Source organism: Nonomuraea sp. NPDC048882 (assembly GCF_040649755.1).
GTDB classification, from domain to species: Bacteria; Actinomycetota; Actinomycetes; order Streptosporangiales; family Streptosporangiaceae; genus Nonomuraea; species Nonomuraea maheshkhaliensis.
The window spans coordinates 117,173-133,023 of record NZ_JBEZGB010000007.1 but is presented as its reverse complement, the minus strand read 5'-3'; the positions used below and the strand labels follow the sequence as shown (position 1 = coordinate 133,023).

Below are 15,851 nucleotides of genomic sequence, written 5' to 3'. Positions count from 1 at the left end.
GTGGGGGCTACTGGGTGACGCTGGTGGCGGTGCGCCTCGGCCCGGCGTACCGCCAGAAGAAGTTGAGCAGGACGCTCACCCGGTTGCGCCCGCCCAGCAGGTACGCCACGTGAATGAAGATCCACACCAGCCACGCGGGCAGCCCGCGCATGGTCAGCCCGTTGGCCAGCTGCAGCACGGCCTCCGCCTTGCCCACCGTCGCCATGATCCCCGGATCCTGGTACACGAACGGCTCAAGCGGCCGGCCCTGTATCGCCGCGGCGATCTGCTTGCCCACGTGCTTGCCCATCTGGATCGCCGGCTGGGCGAGCTGGGGCAGCGGATCCGGCTGCCCGGCCAGGTCTCCTGCCACGAAGATCTCGGGATGCTCGGGCACGGTGAGCGCTTCCGTGACCGTGATCCGGCCGCCCTTGCCCTGCGGCAGCCCCCAGGCGCCCACCTCGGGCGGCGCGGTGACGCCCAGGGCCCACACGGTCACGTCGCTGGGCAGCCGGGTGCCGTCCTTGAGCACCACCGCGTCCGGCTCGACGGAGGCCACGGTGGAGCCCAGCCGCAGGCGCACGCCGCGCTTGCGCAGCGCCTTGGCCGCCGAGTCACGCAGCCGCGGCTTGTACGGCGCGAGCACGTAGTCGAACCGCTCGACCAGCGTCACGCTCGTCTGGTCCGGCCGCACCTCGGGATGCGTCAGCGGGATCGTGCGCCGCCGCAGCTCGGCCAGCGTGCCGGCCATCTCGACCCCGGTCGCGCCCGCGCCCACCACCACGACGTGGGTGCCCTCGCGCCGGCCTGCCGCGGTGTCCTCCAGGCAGTGCTGCATCAGCCGGCGCAGCCTGGCGGCGTCGTTGAGCGAGTAGATGGGATGCGCGTTCTCCTGCGCGCCCGCCACGTTGAGCCAGTTGGTGGTGACCCCGGTGGCCAGCACCAGGTAGTCGTAGTCGAGCGTGGTCCCGTCGTCGAGCTCGACCCGCCGCTCGTCGGCCAGCACCTTGCTCAGCGAGGCCCGCCGGGCTCGCACGTTGGGCCACTTGGCGGCGAACGTCCTGATCGGGTAGGACACGTCGGACGTCCCCATCCCCGCCGTGGCCACCTGGTATAGCAGCGGCTGGAACGTGGAGTAGGGGTTGCGGTCGACGATCGTGACCAGGGCCCCGCGCCTGGCCAGCTCCCGCGTCGCGTTCAGCCCCGCGAAACCCGCGCCCACGACGACGACCCGCGCTCTCTTCACCATGACAGAGTCCTTCCCCCTCGGCCGCGTCATGGATGCCTATGGCACCGCCAGCATCTCTTAAACCACTGAATACGGGATCGGTGCGAAATTTCGCCGCACGCAAGAGGGCCCTCTCGCGTGATCGGGGGAGCGAGAAGGCCCGTGACGGGGCCGGCGGCTACTCCTGGCGTGAGCGCCACAGGCCGATGGCCGTGACGCGGGAGTCGACGCCGAGCTTGGCGTAGATCCGGTTGACGTGGTTCTTCACGGTCTTCTCGCTGAGGAACAGCCGTCGCGCGATCTGCCCGTTGGACTGGCCAGTGGCGATGAGGTCCATGACCTCGGCTTCGCGTTTGCTCAGGGACGTGAACACGCTATCGAACGCTGCGTCGTCGACTCTCATCCGGCCTCCGGGGGCGCGCAGACGGTCAGATCGCCGAGGGCCCCCGTGCTTCCGGCGTTAGCGGTAGACAGCGAGCATAACCCGCATTGTCATGATTTGGGGCCGTTGTCGGTAGAAAAGACAAACGGCCGGTCCCGAAGGACCGGCCGTTCGCGCTGGGGTGAGTGAAGGGACTTGAACCCTCGACATCCAGGACCACAACCTGGCGCTCTGCCAACTGAGCTACACCCACCATGACCACCCGCTGTGTGGTGGCACAGGAAAAGTGTAGCGGGATTCGGGAGTCTTTACGCCACCCGTTTAGCCGCTGACCCGCTCTGCCAGCGCTCTCGCGGTCGCCGAATCGGGCCCCGGCTGCCCCACGAAGATGGCCGCGCGGTAGTAGCGCAGCTCCCTGATGCTCTCCGTGATGTCCGCCAGAGCACGGTGTCCGCCCTGCTTTTCCGGCGCGGCGAAGTAGACCCGCGGATACCACCGGCGCACCAGCTCCTTGATCGACGAGACGTCGATCATCCGGTAGTGCAAATACGAATCCACCCCGGGCATGTCGCGGGAGATGAACGTGCGATCGGTGCCGATCGAGTTGCCGCAGAGCGGGGCCTTCTTCGGCTCGGGCACGTGGCGGCGGATGTAGTCGAGCACCATCGCCTCCGCCTCCGCCAGCGTCACCCCGCCCGCCAGCTCGGGCAGCAGCCCGGAGGCGGTGTGCATCTCCCGCACGACCTGCGACATCTGCTCCAGGGACTCGGGCGGCGGTTTGATGACCACGTCGACGCCCTCGTCCAGCTGGTTGAGCTCGCTGTCGGTGATCACGCACGCCACTTCGACGAGCGCGTCTCGCCCCAGGTCGAGCCCGGTCATCTCACAGTCGATCCAGACCAGCACGTCACTCATTCGATCTCCTCGCCCAGCGGCTCGGAGCAATCCGCCCGCTTGTTACCCCACCAGCCTAGTGCTATTGCTCAGGCGGGCTTGAGCGAGCCGAGAACCTGCTCGACCACGTCGGTGCCCAGATTGTCGGGAACGGAGACGTACGCGATGGCCGGCCTCTGCCCGTCACCCCGGTCCACGAGCACGATCGCCCCGTTCTCCTTCTTCCACTTGAAGCCCTTCTCCTCCGAGATCTTGGTGAAGTCGAGCTCGAACTGCAACAGCCACGCGTCCTTGTCGCCGACCTTCATCGCCTTGTCCGCGACGATCTTGCTCTCGTGGGCGGGCGCGTAGTAATGGGTGGTGAAGTCCACGAAGACGGCCTTGGCGGTGTCGCCGAGACCCGAGACGCCGGAGTAGGGGTAGAGCTCGTTGAGCACGCCCGTGAAGACGTTGCCGATCCAGTCGGCCTCGCGATCGTAGTTCTCCTGCGCGTCCTGCTTGACCGCGGCCGTCCACTGCTGCTCGGCCGGGCTGCCGCTGTTGACCTCGTTGACCGCGGCCACCTGCCAGCCGCTGGGCACCTTGAAGGCCAGTCCGCTGCGCGGGTCGGTGATCACGCCGTCGACCGGCTGCGGGAACTCGGCTCCCTGGCTCGGCAGCGGATCCTGGGACGGGGGATCCTGGGACGGAGGATCTTCGGTGGGGAAGCGCGGCTCCGCCGTCTCGCTGGGCGGCGACGCGACGAGCGTGCTGTCCCGGTTGATGAAGAAGATCCCGGCCACCACGATCAGCGCGAGCACCACCAGCGCCGCCAGGCCGCCGAACACCCACGGCAGCGGGTTGCCCTGCTTGGGCGGCGGCGGGTAGCCGGGCCCCGGCAGTGGCCCGCCCCACTGCTGCTGCGTGGGGGGCTGCATGGACGGCTGCATTGGCGGCGGCTGCATGGACGGCTGGGCGGGCCCGCCGGGCGCGCCGTAGGCCGACTGTCCGTAGGTGGGGTGGCCGAACTGCAGCGTGGGGTTCGCCGGCGTCGCCGCCCAGCCTGGACCGGTCTGCGGTTGGGGTTGGGGCTGTGATTGGGGCTGGGGGAACGCCTGTGTCGGGGCCTGGGCGGACGGCTGGGAGGAGGGCTGCGGCTGGGGTCCGGACGCCGGCTGCCGGCCCGGCGGCTCCTGGGCATGGAGCGCGTCCGTCCACTGGCTGCCGTCCCACCAGCGGAGCTGAGGCTCTCCGTAGGGGTCGGGGTACCAGCCCGCGGGGGTCTGCGTGGTCATGTTCGCCAGATTAGTAAGAACCGCTTTGATATGCATTGCTGAGCTCGATCGGACGGTCTCAGCGCGGCCGTCCCGTCACCCCTCGCAGGAGCCCGTCAGCACTTGTACGAGCCCGTCAGCACTTGTAGGAGAATGTCGCCTTGTCCGAGCGCACCGGCCCAGGCGTGAGGATCCGCAGCGTGGCCGTGGCCTTGACATTGCTCCTGCCCCGCAGCGTCCACCGCAGCGGCACCGTGTACGACGTCTTGTCGGCCTGCGTGCGTAACGTCCCCTTGACGACCTCCTTGTCCAGGTTCTTCCGCCACTCGTAGGTGATCTCGCCCGGCGCCCCGTTCGTGACGACCGTGCCGGTGATCACCACAGCGCGATCGCAGCCCTGCGTCTTCTTCGGCGCCGTCACGTTCACCGACGTGACCGCCAGGTCCGGCCCCGTCCCCAGCTTGAGCCAGGCCAGGACGGCCCCCGCCATCACGATCGCGAACACGACGGCCGACAGGATCGTGCGCCGCCGCCGGGCTCGCGCGACCTTGTCGGCCCGCCCGCCGGGCCGGTGCACGGTGGCCGCCTCGTCGCGCCCCGCCCGCCAGATCCGCTCGGCCTCCGTCTCCTGCCGATTCTGCTGCGGCTGGGTCCCGACCCCCGGCCCGAACTGGACCGGTCCCGCCGAACGGCCGGGGACGTGCAGCAGCGTGACGATGTCGCCCTCGTCCCTGTTCGGCGGCAGGACCGGCGGCGCCACCGAGGCCCGCCCGTACGCCGGCGCCTGAGCGAACGCCGATCTGCCCCGCGCAGCGGCGGCCAGCGCGTCCCTGCTGATGCGGCCGCCCGGCAGCGTGCCGCGCTCGTTGACCAGCAGATCGCGGGCGGCAGCCAGGCCCAGGGTGCCGGCCGTGTTCGCGGCCCGTTCGAACAGCGCGGCCACCTCGGGGGCCTGCCGGCCGGCGGAGGCGCCGAGGCCGCGGGCCAGGGACGCCCAGCCGGCCGCGTCCCGTTCGCGCGGAGAGACCCGCGCCCTGATCGCGTCGGACAGCCCGCGCTCCGACAGCAGCGAGACGCCCTCGGACGTGACGACCACCGTGCCCGGATGCACCGAGCCGTGCGTGACCCCGGCCGAGTGCAGCGCGAGCAGCGTCTGGGCCGTCTCCACCAGGACGGAGGCCGCCCCGCCCGGATCGACGGGACCGGCCGCGAGCAGGTCGGCCAGCGTCGGGCTGACCGCCTGCGCGGTGAGCAGCCACACCTGCTCGCCCGCCGCGACCACGTCCGCCACCGGGATCAGCCCGCTCAGCCCGGCCAGCACGAGCCGCTGGTCGGTCATGACCGCCTGCACGACGCGGTCGCGGACGCCGGGCAGGCCGACGATCTTGGGATCGAACAGCAGCGCGCCGGCCCTGCGGCCGTCGGGCGAGATGGCGTCGATCCAGTTGCCGAGTTCGGTCATCCAGGTGTGCTCGGTGAGCCGGAATCCGGCGATACCGTGATCAGGGTTGTTCATCGCCGCCTGCCCCCCGGGCGCGTCTAGCGCTTCCTTCTGTGACGTCCCGCCATACGGCGCCTCACCGCAAGTGTGACCGGTAGCGCGCCCGTCGTCATCAGGCCGAGCGCGAGCAACGCGCCTGCGGCGCCTCCTCCGGCGGCCCGTGGCACCTCAGGCTCGGCGCGTGGCGGCTCCTGACCGCCCCCGGTCGCCGTCGCGCCGCCGTCGCCTCTCGTGGGGCTGGGCTCGCCCTGGGTGGGCGAGGCCGTGGTCGGTTCGGGGATCGGGTCCGGCCGCCTGGTCGGAGGCGTGGAGCTCGGGGCGTCAGGGGTGGGAGGCCGCTCGCCGTCGGGGCGGTAGACGTCGCCGTTCAGCTCGGGCTCCTCGGTGTCGGTCGCCGTGGGCTTCGCGGTGGTGGGCTTCGGGGTCGGCTTCCGCGTCCTGACCGGCGTCCGCGCCGGGGTGGGGGTCGGCTTCCTGGTTGCCGTGGGCCGCACGACCGGTGGCGCGACACTGCTCGTGGCCGTCGGGACCGGCGCGGAGGTGCTCTCCTCCGGAGTGGGCTCCTCGGGCTGCTCGGTGGCCTCGTCGGGCACGTCCTCCGGAGTCTCCTCGGCGGCCGGATCGGGCTCGGAGGCGGTCGGCGTGACCTCGGTGGTCTGCGCCTGGAGCACCGGTTCCTCGGATCCGGTGCTGACGAACATCACCACGGCCGCGACGAGCACGCCCGCCGTCACCGTGGCCAGGGCGATCTTGACGGGCAGCTTGCTCAGAAGGCTCGGCGGGTCCTCGAAGCTCGTCTCGGCGAGCGCGGTCTCCGTCTGCGCGGGCTCCTCCAGCGCGCTCGGGAAGAGCAGCACCAGCATGCCCGCGAGCGCGGCCAGGCGGCGGCGCCCGCGCTCCTCCCAGTCGTCCCCGTACGCCTGCGCCGCGACGGCCTCCAGCTCGGTCAGGAACGCCTCCGCCGACGGCGGCCGCTGCGCCGGGTCCTTGGCCAGGCCGCGCTCGACCAGGTCGCGCAGCTGCCCGGGGATCTCCTCGGTCGGCGGGGCCACGGCCTGGTGCTGGTGGGCCAGGGCGGCGAGGTTGGGGGCGCGGAAGGGGCGGGTGCCGGTCAGGCACTCGAAGAACACGACGGTGGCCGCGTAGACGTCGGTCGCCGGCCCCGCGGGCTTGCCGGCCCACTGCTCGGGCGCCATGTACGGCGGCGTGCCCGCGGCGCTCGCGTGCTCGCCGGTCCTGACAGCGATGCCGAAGTCCACCAGCTTGGTGGTGCCGTCGCGCTGCACCATGACGTTCTCGGGCTTGAAGTCGCGGTGCACGACCCCGATGGCGTGCGCCGAGGCGAGACCCTGCAGCGAGCCCTTGAGCACCGTCAGCGCCGCCTCAGGCCCTGTGGGCCCCTCGGAGCGCAGTAACTCGCGCAGCGACACCCCGTTGATCAGATCCATGATGATCGCCGCGCCCTGCCCGGCCTCGACGTAGTCGATCAGCCTGGCGTGGTACGCGCTCTGCAGCGTCGCCAGCAGCCTGGCCTCGTGGCGGAACCTGGCCACGAACCCGACGTCGGATCTCAGCTCGTCACTGAGGTATTTGATGGCGACCTCGGCGCCGTCGTAGTCACGCCTGGCCAGGACCACCCGGCCTGCGGCCCCCGAGCCCAGCTCGCGGACCTCGGTGTAGCCCGGGACCCCCCACGGTCCATCACCGTACATAACGGTTCTCCTCTGGAGTAACTAGGGCCCCCACCCTCATCAAACGGTCCGTAGCTTAACCAGAGGGAGCCGCTTTCCCGCTACCGTTATTCAGACAGGCGGGGAAATGTCACCCAACGGTACCGGGAGAGTCGGGCCTCGGTGTGATCTTCGGCGTCGCTCGCGGCGTCTCCTTCGCGGGCTCCTGCGGCTTCTCGCTGGGTGTGTCCTGCGGTTTCTCCACCGGCTTGTCGCTCGGCGGCTCCTTGGGCGGCTCCTCCTCCTGGCACGCCGGAGTGGCGCCGCTACGGCTGTCGCCCCCGCCGGCCGCCGCCGGGTCGGTGGCGGCCGTCACCGACCACTTCGAGCCGCAGGGCAGCTTGGCCCGGTAGGTGAACGAGCGGCTGTAGGAGGTATCGCCCGACAGGGTCACCGCCTGCGTGTCGGCCCCCTCGCCGGCCGCGAGCCTGACGGTGAGCCGTACCGGACCGGTGCCCGCCGTGGTGACCCTGACCTGCGCGGTGATCCCGCCGCCCCCCGCGCCCGCCTCGACGATCGCCACCTGCCGCACCTGCGGCGGGCACGGCACCGAGACCCGCGCCGTGTCGGTCCTGCCGCCCGCGCTCACTCGCACCGACAGCGTCGAGCCGCAGGGACGGGACCTGAACGTGTGGGTGAAGGCCCTGGAGTAGGAGGTGCGGCCGGACAGGGTGGCCTCGCGGGTGCCCACCGCCTCGCCGTCCACCGCGAACCTGGCCTCGACCGGGATCGCGCCGGTGCCGCTCGCGGTGAGCCTGACCCGGGCGGTGGCCGTGCGTCCTGGCGCCTCGGGCAGGCCGAGGGCGACGCTGAGGGCGCTCACCCTGACCGGGCAGGCCGGCACGGACAGGGAGGCCGTCCTGGTGCCGCCGGGGGCCGCAGGTGACGTGGCGACGCTCAACGTGACCGTCCTGCCGCAGGGACGCTCGCCGATCCGCCAGGTCAGCGTGCGGGTGTAGGAGGTGGCGCCGCTGAGGCGCAGGCGCTGGACGGTGCCGTCCGCGCCCCGCGCCGCCCAGGTGGCGGTGACGGTGACCGCGCCGGGGCCGTTCGTGCGGAACGTGACCGTGCTGCGGGCGACGTCGTCGTCGCCGAGCGTGATGCCGCCCACGCTCACTCCCAGCACCGAGGGGGCCGGCGGCGTGCTCGGCTCCGTCGGCGTCGGCGTCGGCGTCGGCGTCGGGGTCGGGGTGGGAGTGGGGGTCGGCGTAGGAGTGGGCGTGGGCGTTGGGGTGGGAGTCGGCGTGATCGTGCTGCTCGGCCGGGTCCCGGGCCTGTCCGGATCCTGGTCGTCGGCTCCTGGCGGGTCCTGCGGGACGGCCTGCGGCGTGGTCCCGGGCTCGGCGGCGGGATCGACGTCGGGATCGGTATCAGTACTCGGATCGGGCTCTGGCTCCGACGGCGGATCGGACGTCGGTGCGGCGACCGGCGCCGTCTCGACCAGGCTGGGCGGCACCGCCGCCGCCGCTCCGACCGGCGTCTCCGGCGGCGGCTGCCGGTTGACCAGCACGACCACCACCGCCACGGCCGCCGCCGAGGCCACCGCGCCGCCCATGGCCAGGCGCCGCGTGTTCGAGCGCAGGCCGCGGAAGACCGTCCTGGCCAGCGACGTGGCCACCTCGGGCGCGGGGGCGGTCTGCGGAGTCGGTAACAGCAGCGCGAGCAGCGCCACGAGCGCGGCCAGCCGGCGCCTGCCGCGCTCTTCCCAGTCCTCCCCGTACGCCGCCCTGGCCACCGCCTCCAGCTCGGCCACGAACGCCATCGCCCCGTCGGGCCGCCGCGCCGGATCCTTGGCCAGCCCGCGCCGCACCAGCTCGCGCACCGGCTCCGGCGCGTCGAGGAAGGGCACGGGGGCGTGCACGTGCTGGTAGCCGAGCACGCTCGGCTCCGTGGAGCGGTAGGGCCGGTGCCCCGTCAGGCACTCGAAGAAGACGGCCGTGGCCGCGTACACGTCGGTGGCCGGCGAGGCCGGCTGCCCCTCCCACAGCTCGGGCGCCATGTACGGAGGCGTCCCCTCCGGCTGCACCGTCGTGCCCTGCCTGACCGCGATGCCGAAGTCGACCAGTTTGCTGGCTCCGTCGTCGCGGACGATCACGTTCTCCGGCTTGTAGTCCCGGTGGACCAGCCCCATCTCGTGCGCCTTGGCCAGCCCCAGCAGCGAGCCCTTGAGCACGACCAGCGCCGCCTCCGGCTCGGTCGTGCCGTTCTCGCGCAGCAGCGCCCGCAGGGAGACGCCGTCGACCAGCTCCATCACGATGGCCGCGCCGCCGAAGTCCTGGACGTACTCCCACATCGTGGCGATGTTCGGATCGCGCAGCGTGGTCAGCAGCCGCGCCTCCGACTGGAACCTGGCCAGCGCGGCCGGATCACGCCGCAACTCCTCGGACAGGTACTTGATCGCCACCCTGACCCCGGTGTCGTCGTGCACAGCCTGGACGACGCGCCCGCTGGCACCCGCCCCGAGCTGCTTTATCTCCGTGTAACCGGGAGCACTCCACTGCATATCCGCTCTCCCATCAGGAGCCGGCCCACCTGATGAGACGCGTGATCAAGGGCTGGGGTTTTCCAGGTGGTACCGGATTCATGGAACTACTCCCGATGGAGGATGTGAACAGGCGTATCGATACCTTCTGGGAGCACCGAATCCCGCTCGGGTTCGCCCCACGACGTGACCAGCGGCAACACCCCGGCCCACACCGGCAGGTCGTAGTCCTCCTCCTCGTCCACGGGACCGCCCCTGCGGATCTTGACCGAGGCCTCGTCCAGCGGCAGCGCCAGCACCGCCGTGGCGGCCAGCTCCTTGCGGTTCGGCTTGCGCACGTAGTCCCACTGGCCCGGCGCGAGCTGCTCGGCCAGCGCCCGCAGCCCCTCCATGCGCTCGTCCTCGTCCGTCACCAGCGTGGCCCGGCCGTACACGATCGCCGAGCGGTAGTTGACGGAGTGGTGGAAGATCGAGCGGGCCAGCACGATGCCGTCGAGGTGGGTGACGGTGACGCAGACCTCGGTGCCCTCGCCGGCGCGCAGTGACAAGGCACCGGTGGAGCCGTGCAGGTAGAGGGTCTCGCCGATGCGGCCGTAGCCGGTCGGCACGACCATGGGGTGGCCGTTCACGATCACGCCGAGGTGGCAGACGAGGCCGGTGTCGAGCACCTCGTACAGGTCGTCACGGTCGGTGCTGCCACGCTCCTTCGAGCGTCCCAGCGTCGTACGGGGAGTGGTGGAGAGCATGATTCGACCGTAGCCAGGAAGTGGACCTACGCTGTAGGGCCACTATCCACCCCTTCGTAGAGACCACTTCCATGCGCAACCACGTTGACCTGCCCATATCGCTCTCGCGCGAGGCGGACGAACCGCTCACCGCCCAGCTCGCCGGCCGGCTGCGCCACGCCATGCTGGACGGCACGCTGGCCGCGGGCGAGCGGCTGCCGTCCACCCGCGGCCTGGCGGCCCAGCTCGCGGTCAGCAGGACCGTGGTGACGGAGGCGTACCAGCAGCTCTACGCGGAGGGATGGCTGGACGGGCGGCACGGCTCCGGCACGTTCGTGGCCGACATCGAGCAGCCGGCGCGCCCGCCCGCGCCGGCCGAGCGCGGCGTGTCCGCGCCCGCCCCGCCGCCGCCACCGGCGGACGTGATCGACCTCACGGCCGGCCGGCCCTGGGTGCGCGACTACGACCGGGCGGCCTGGAAGCGGGCCTGGCGCCGGGCCGCCGACCTGCCGCCGAGCGCGGACCCCGACCCGTACGGCCTGCCACGCCTGCGCGAGCTGCTCGCCGAGCACCTCAGACGCGCCAGGGGCATGGCCGTCGGCCCCGAGAACATCATGGTCACCCGGGGCACCGGCAACGGCCTCGACCTGTGCGCGCTGGCCCTGCTCCGCCCCGGCGCGAAGGCCGGCGTGGAGGACCCCGGCTACCACGTGGCGCGCACGGTGTTCGGGGTCAGGGGCGCCGAGGTGGTGCCCTGCCCGGTCGACGCCGACGGCGTGATCGTCGACACGCTGCCGTCCGACCTGCGCGTGCTCTACACCACGCCCGCCCACCAGTACCCGCTGGGCGGCCGCCTGCCGATCCCGCGCAGGGAGCGCCTGCTGGCCTGGGCGCGGAGCACGGGCGCGACCATCGTGGAGGACGACTACGACGCCGAGTTCCGCTACGACGTCGCCCCGCTGCCCGCGCTCTACGGCCTCGACCCCGAGCGGGTGGTGCTGCTCGGCACGCTGTCCAAGATCCTCGCGTCCGACGTGGGCGTGGGCTGGCTGGTCGGGGAGGCCGGGCTGGTCGGCCGGCTCGCCGAGCTGCGCCGCGCGATGGGCGACCGCACCAGCGGGCCCGTCCAGCAGGCGGTGGCGACCCTGCTGGAGCGCGGCGACATCGACCGGCACCTGCGCAGGATGCGCTTGGAGTACGCGCGCCGCCGCGCCGCCGTCGTCGAGCTCCTCGGCCCGGTCTGCCGGCTGCGCGGCGACACGGCCGGGCTGCACGTCCTGGCCGAGCTGCCCGCGCCCCTGGTGCCCGTCGTCGTGGCGCGGGCCGGGGAGCAGGGTGTGCTGCTCGACTCCACCGAGCGCCACCACCACGCCGGCACGCGCCTGCACGGCCTGGTCATCGGGTACGGCTCCGCCTCGCTCCCCGAAGTCAGGCGGGGCTGCAAGATCCTGGCCGCCCTCATCCGTGCGGGCCGGCCGTAGGCGGCTCCAGAAGGCGCAGGACGGGCAGGGAGCGGGCGGTGTACATCGGGTCCACCGGCAGCACGTGCCTGGCCCACCAGCGCGCGGGTGCGGGGTCGGGGGAGTGCTCGGTGAAGGCGGGGGCGTAGTCGTCGTACGGCGGGTCGTACAGGTAGCCCGTGGAGACCCCGTGCCGCTCCAGCTCGGCGATGGCCGCGTCTCTGTCGCGCACCAGGAGCGGCACCCGGAACAGCGGCCGCCGCAGGTCGTCGAGCACGGCCGGCGCGACCGTGGGCAGCTCGGCCAGGCGCTGCACGCCCGCCAGCCGGCGCGCCCGGTCGCGGGGCACCTTGGCCACCCGCCGCGCCTGGTACCAGCGGGCCACCCGCCCCCGGCGGGCGCGGTAGAGGTGCAGGTCGGCGTGGACCCAGGGGTCGAAGGGCGCCAGCGAGGGGATCTGCTTGAGCGCCCGTTCGAGCTCCGGCGCGGCCAGCGCGATGCGGAAGCCCTCACGCGGCTCCTGGAGGCCGAGACGGCGCATGAGCTTGAGCGCGGGGCGCACCAGGTCGAGCTTGAGCGCCGCCTGCCGGGCCATGGACGTGCCCACGCTCAGCAGGTCGGCGCGCAGGGACCCGCGGGTCAGCAACTCGTCACGGGCGCGGGTCAGCGCCTTGAGATCGGCCTGGCTCTCCACGGCCAGCACGCCGCCCGAGCCCGCGCCGGGGTGCTTGGACAGGCTGAACACCCCGGCCTGGCCGAAGGTGCCGAGGGGCCGTCCGCCGAGGTCGGTCTCCATCGCGTGCGCGACGTCCTCGATCAGGATCTTCCCGGCGAAGGCGGGGGCGTCGTCGGGCAGGCCGTACAGGTTGGTCGTCAGCACGGCGTCGACCGCGCCGAGATCCACCCGGGCGACGTCGATGTTGCCGTCACGGGGAGACAGCGGCGCGATCACCGGGCGCAGCCCGGCCGCGAGCACCAGGAAGAGGATCTCGTCGGCGGAGATGGGGGACATCAGCAGCCGCTGACCGGGCCGGCACCAGTGGCGTAGCGCCAGGTAGAGGCCGAGCCGGTTGGACGGTAGCGACAGGCAGTGACGGCCTGTGCGCTCTGCGATGCGTTTCACCCTTGTAGGACAGTACGCAGTCTTCCGTACGTTTTCAACGCCTTGTCAGCAGTTTTGAGCAGCAATGGATTGGCCATGACCGTCGCGCGGGTCTTGCGCGCGGGCACCCGCATCAGCCAGTGCACCCCGGCCGCCACGCCCACCCTGGCCACGCGCCCCTCGGCCACCTCCAGCTCGCCGTTCTTGAGCTTGTCCTTGTACTCCTTCTGGCCCCGGCCCATGTCGACGATCTCGATGCCGGACTCGGCGGCCCGCTCGGCCATCGCCAGGTGGTGGATGAGGCCGGGGGAGTATTTGCTGTATTGCGGGTCGTAGGCGGGGAACCAGCCCGCGAGCGTGGTGCGGGTGCGGATGCCGAAGTGGCCGGCCACCGGCCGGTCGTCCACGTAGATCATGTCCAGCACCCCGGCGAAGCTCTCGGACTGCGTGGCCAGCAGCCGCTCGACCAGCTCCACGATCCACTTGTGGGCGAACCTGTCGGTGCGGCCGGTGCGCCGGTATTGATCGGTCTTCCAGCCCAGCAGCGTGCGCAGGGGCGCCAGGTCGGTGGTCGCGTAGTCGTGGCGCATCGGCCCGGCCTCGCGCTGGAGCTTGCGCGACTTGGCCAGGGTGGACTTGTACGTCTTGCCGGAGTGCAGGCGCAGGAACTCCGTGTAACGTTCCCAGCCGTCGCGCAGGTCGATGATCGGCGAGGGATGCCGCTCGTGATGCTCGCCCATCAGCGGCTGACCGGCCACCAGGTGGTCGAACTCGTAGACGGACAGCCCGCAGGCCTTGATCAGCCGGACCGGGTCGATGTGCACGTCCTTGGCGTGCACCAGCCCCTGCGCGTCGGTGAGCCCGGAGGCGACGGGCTTGCCGACGCCCAGGGGATGTCGCTCGAACGGGAAGAAACCCACGATCTCCTGGCCGTCGTGGACGACGGCGACTCTGACGTCATCGCGGAGTTCGCCCACCGTGAGCGTGAACTCGGGGGAGAGGAAGGGATTGTCGAAGGCGGCGTGCGCTTCCTGGAGTGCGCGCCATCGGGTCACTTCCGTCGGGCCCAGTTCGCGAGGCAGGGCAAGGGTGATGCGCATGGGCTCCTACTGTCGGCATGCACTCTTCGTCCGGCGTGGGCGGGGGGTGTTCTACAGCCAGATTAAAGGATCTCGCCTTGTGGTATAGCCGCAGGTCCGGAACGTTACACAACTCCCAGGTGGTGTTCAGGACCGAGTGACGTTCTAATGTGTGTTCATGACCGTACCTGGCATCGACCACCCCCGATTGGTCGAGTGGATGGGCCGTAACGTGCCCGACGCCGGCGAGCCGCAGTCCGTCGCGCTGATCTCGGGCGGCAGGTCCAACCTGACCTACGTGGTCGAGGCCCGGGAGCGCCGTCTCGTGCTGCGCCGGCCGCCCCTCGGGCACGTGCTCCCCACCGCCCACGACATGCGACGCGAGTGGCGGGTCATCTCGGCGCTCGCGCCGACGCCGGTGCCCGTGCCCGAGCCGGTCGCGTTCTGCGCCGACGAGGACGTGATCGGGGCGCCGTTCTATCTCATGGGGTACGTCGAGGGCGTCGCCGTACGCGAGAGCGAGCAGCTCGGCGACCCGACGCCCGAGCAGACCCGCCGCCTGTCGGAGCGGCTGGCCGAGGTGCTGGCCGCCATCCACGCCGTCGACTACCGCGAGGTGGGCCTGGGCGACTTCGGCCGGCCCGAGGGCTACATGGCGCGCCAGCTCGACCGCTGGTGCCAGCAGTGGGAGCGGTCGAAGACGGCCGACCTGCCCGACTACTACCGGCTCGTGGAGCGCCTGCGCGAGCGGCTGCCCGCCGAGGCGGCCGGCACGCTGGTGCACGGTGACTACCGGCTGGACAACACGCTGCTGCGGCTCGGCGACCTGGAGATCACGGCCGTGGTCGACTGGGAGATGTCCACGCTCGGCGACCCGCTGGCCGACCTCGGGCTCACCCTGACCTACTGGCACGACCGCGGTGACGACGAGCGGGCCCGCATCCCGGTGGCCGGCGACGTGACCGTGGCGCCGGGCTTCCTGAGCGCCGCCGAGTTCGCCGCCCACTACACGAAGGTCTCCGGGCGCGAGATCTCCGACCTCGGCTTCTACGTGGCCTTCGGCAACTTCAAGCTGGCCGTCATCGTGGAGGGTATCCACGCCCGCTTCCGGCAGGGTAAGACCGTGGGAGAGGGATTCGACCGCATCGGATCCGCCGTGCCCACCCTGATCTCCCGCGCGCACCGCATGCTCGACCAGCACTGAACGCCTCGACCACGGGTTCCGACCCCCGCAAGGAGCGCCCATGAGCACAGTTGCACTGATCACCGGAGCGGCGAGCGGCATCGGGGCCGCCGTGGCCCGGCGTCTGTCGGGCGGGGGCGCCAGGTGCGTCCTCGTCGACCGCGACGGCGAGGGCGTCGAGCGGCTGGCCAAAGAGGTGGACGGCGCCTTCCTGGCGGCCGACGTCAGCACCGAGGAGGCCTCGCTGGAGGCCGTGGCGCTGGCCGAGAGCCGCTTCGGGCGGCTCGACCTGATGCATCTCAACGCCGGCGTCAGCGGCGGCGTCGACCTGGCCGACTTCGACCTCGAACGCTACCGCCAGGTCGTCGGCGTCAACGTCGACGGCGTGGTCTTCGGCGTGCGGGCCGGCCTGCCGCTGCTCACCCGCTCGGGCGGCGGCGCGGTCGTGGTCACCGCGTCGCTGGCCGGGCTCGTCGGCTTCTCGGGCGACCCGATCTACACCATGACCAAGCACGCCGTCGTGGGCCTGGTCAGGGCGCTGGCCGAGCCGCTGGCCGCCAAGAGCGTCCGCATCGGCGCGGTGTGCCCCGGCTTCACCGACACGCCGCTGGTGGCCGGATCGCGGGAGATGTTCGTCAACGCCGGCTTCCCCCTGCTCACCGCCGAGGACGTGGCCGCCGCCGTCGAGACCGCCTTCTACTCCGAGACCCCGGGGACCCTCCTCATCGTCCAGCCGGGCCGCCAGCCGGTGCCGTACCGCTACGCCGGGGTGCCTGGCCCGGCGGGCGGGCAGCGACCTCCACGTGCAGATTGACGGCAAGTGCCTTGCAAGCGGGACTATTACCGTAGAAGG

General features: G+C 71.9%; 13 protein-coding genes and 1 tRNA gene. 3 read left to right on the top strand and 11 right to left on the bottom strand.

The window, feature by feature from the left end; genetic code table 11:
- Positions 1–7: 7 nt before the first annotated feature.
- The 9 genes from AB0C27_RS25375 to AB0C27_RS25335 form a co-directional block, all read right to left on the bottom strand.
- Positions 8–1,228: an NAD(P)/FAD-dependent oxidoreductase gene (locus tag AB0C27_RS25375; RefSeq protein WP_357848093.1), complete on the bottom strand. Its 1,221-nt coding sequence runs from the start codon at positions 1,226–1,228 to the stop codon at positions 8–10.
- Positions 1,229–1,385: 157 nt separating this feature from the next.
- Positions 1,386–1,580: a LuxR C-terminal-related transcriptional regulator gene (locus tag AB0C27_RS25370; protein ID WP_326636162.1), complete on the bottom strand. Its 195-nt coding sequence runs from the start codon at positions 1,578–1,580 to the stop codon at positions 1,386–1,388.
- Positions 1,581–1,766: 186 nt separating this feature from the next.
- Positions 1,767–1,842 (bottom strand) — tRNA-His (locus AB0C27_RS25365).
- A gap of 68 nt (positions 1,843–1,910) precedes the next feature.
- On the bottom strand, positions 1,911–2,504 hold the full coding sequence (orn, locus tag AB0C27_RS25360; RefSeq protein WP_346111927.1) for an oligoribonuclease: 594 nt from the start codon (positions 2,502–2,504) through the stop codon (positions 1,911–1,913).
- Between the two features lie 68 nt (positions 2,505–2,572).
- A complete protein-coding gene (locus AB0C27_RS25355; RefSeq protein ID WP_357848090.1) occupies positions 2,573–3,757 on the bottom strand; it encodes a DUF2510 domain-containing protein in 1,185 nt (394 codons plus the stop codon).
- Between the two features lie 115 nt (positions 3,758–3,872).
- Positions 3,873–5,252 carry a hypothetical protein gene (locus AB0C27_RS25350; RefSeq protein WP_357848088.1) on the bottom strand — a complete coding sequence of 460 codons (1,380 nt, stop codon included), beginning with the start codon at positions 5,250–5,252 and terminating at the stop codon, positions 3,873–3,875.
- A gap of 23 nt (positions 5,253–5,275) precedes the next feature.
- Positions 5,276–6,949, bottom strand: coding sequence for a protein kinase (locus tag AB0C27_RS25345; protein WP_357848086.1), 1,674 nt, complete (start codon positions 6,947–6,949; stop codon positions 5,276–5,278).
- Positions 6,950–7,058: 109 nt separating this feature from the next.
- Positions 7,059–9,470, bottom strand: a complete 2,412-nt coding sequence (locus tag AB0C27_RS25340) for a serine/threonine-protein kinase (protein WP_357848084.1) — start codon at positions 9,468–9,470, stop codon at positions 7,059–7,061.
- A gap of 86 nt (positions 9,471–9,556) precedes the next feature.
- The gene (locus tag AB0C27_RS25335) at positions 9,557–10,195 is read right to left on the bottom strand and encodes a pyridoxamine 5'-phosphate oxidase family protein (protein ID WP_357848082.1); all 639 of its coding nucleotides are present in this window, start codon (positions 10,193–10,195) and stop codon (positions 9,557–9,559) included.
- A gap of 71 nt (positions 10,196–10,266) precedes the next feature.
- Between AB0C27_RS25335 and AB0C27_RS25330 the strand changes: the two genes are divergently transcribed.
- The gene (locus tag AB0C27_RS25330; RefSeq protein ID WP_357848081.1) at positions 10,267–11,655 is read left to right on the top strand and encodes a PLP-dependent aminotransferase family protein; all 1,389 of its coding nucleotides are present in this window, start codon (positions 10,267–10,269) and stop codon (positions 11,653–11,655) included.
- On the opposite strand, the gene AB0C27_RS25325 is transcribed toward AB0C27_RS25330, so the two are convergent.
- Together AB0C27_RS25325 and AB0C27_RS25320 are read right to left on the bottom strand one after the other, a co-directional pair.
- The gene (locus tag AB0C27_RS25325; RefSeq protein ID WP_357848079.1) at positions 11,633–12,757 is read right to left on the bottom strand and encodes a DegT/DnrJ/EryC1/StrS family aminotransferase; all 1,125 of its coding nucleotides are present in this window, start codon (positions 12,755–12,757) and stop codon (positions 11,633–11,635) included. The two genes, AB0C27_RS25330 and AB0C27_RS25325, sit on opposite strands and share 23 nt — an antisense overlap.
- Complete coding sequence (locus AB0C27_RS25320; protein ID WP_357848077.1) at positions 12,754–13,836, bottom strand: GNAT family N-acetyltransferase; 1,083 nt, start codon at positions 13,834–13,836, stop codon at positions 12,754–12,756. The genes AB0C27_RS25325 and AB0C27_RS25320 overlap by 4 nt, the downstream gene beginning before the upstream one ends.
- Positions 13,837–13,993: 157 nt before the next feature.
- On the opposite strand from AB0C27_RS25320, the gene AB0C27_RS25315 reads away from it, so the two are divergent.
- Both AB0C27_RS25315 and AB0C27_RS25310 read left to right on the top strand, forming a co-directional pair.
- The gene (locus tag AB0C27_RS25315; protein ID WP_357848075.1) at positions 13,994–15,019 is read left to right on the top strand and encodes a phosphotransferase family protein; all 1,026 of its coding nucleotides are present in this window, start codon (positions 13,994–13,996) and stop codon (positions 15,017–15,019) included.
- 40 nt (positions 15,020–15,059) lie between these two features.
- Positions 15,060–15,812 carry an SDR family NAD(P)-dependent oxidoreductase gene (locus AB0C27_RS25310; protein WP_357848073.1) on the top strand — a complete coding sequence of 251 codons (753 nt, stop codon included), beginning with the start codon at positions 15,060–15,062 and terminating at the stop codon, positions 15,810–15,812.
- Positions 15,813–15,851 lie beyond the last annotated feature (39 nt).

Excerpts from the sequence above, each read along its gene's own strand:
- AB0C27_RS25375 (WP_357848093.1), bottom strand. The coding sequence starts at position 1,228 with ATGGTGAAGAGAGCGCGGGTCGTCGTCGTGGGCGCGGGTTTCGCGGGG.
- orn (WP_346111927.1), bottom strand. The coding sequence starts at position 2,504 with ATGAGTGACGTGCTGGTCTGGATCGACTGTGAGATGACCGGGCTCGAC.
- AB0C27_RS25355 (WP_357848090.1), bottom strand. The coding sequence starts at position 3,757 with ATGACCACGCAGACCCCCGCGGGCTGGTACCCCGACCCCTACGGAGAG.
- AB0C27_RS25350 (WP_357848088.1), bottom strand. The coding sequence starts at position 5,252 with ATGAACAACCCTGATCACGGTATCGCCGGATTCCGGCTCACCGAGCAC.
- AB0C27_RS25345 (WP_357848086.1), bottom strand. The coding sequence starts at position 6,949 with ATGTACGGTGATGGACCGTGGGGGGTCCCGGGCTACACCGAGGTCCGC.
- AB0C27_RS25340 (WP_357848084.1), bottom strand. The coding sequence starts at position 9,470 with ATGCAGTGGAGTGCTCCCGGTTACACGGAGATAAAGCAGCTCGGGGCG.
- AB0C27_RS25335 (WP_357848082.1), bottom strand. The coding sequence starts at position 10,195 with ATGCTCTCCACCACTCCCCGTACGACGCTGGGACGCTCGAAGGAGCGT.
- AB0C27_RS25330 (WP_357848081.1), top strand. The coding sequence starts at position 10,267 with ATGCGCAACCACGTTGACCTGCCCATATCGCTCTCGCGCGAGGCGGAC.
- AB0C27_RS25320 (WP_357848077.1), bottom strand. The coding sequence starts at position 13,836 with ATGCGCATCACCCTTGCCCTGCCTCGCGAACTGGGCCCGACGGAAGTG.
- AB0C27_RS25315 (WP_357848075.1), top strand. The coding sequence starts at position 13,994 with ATGACCGTACCTGGCATCGACCACCCCCGATTGGTCGAGTGGATGGGC.
- AB0C27_RS25310 (WP_357848073.1), top strand. The coding sequence starts at position 15,060 with ATGAGCACAGTTGCACTGATCACCGGAGCGGCGAGCGGCATCGGGGCC.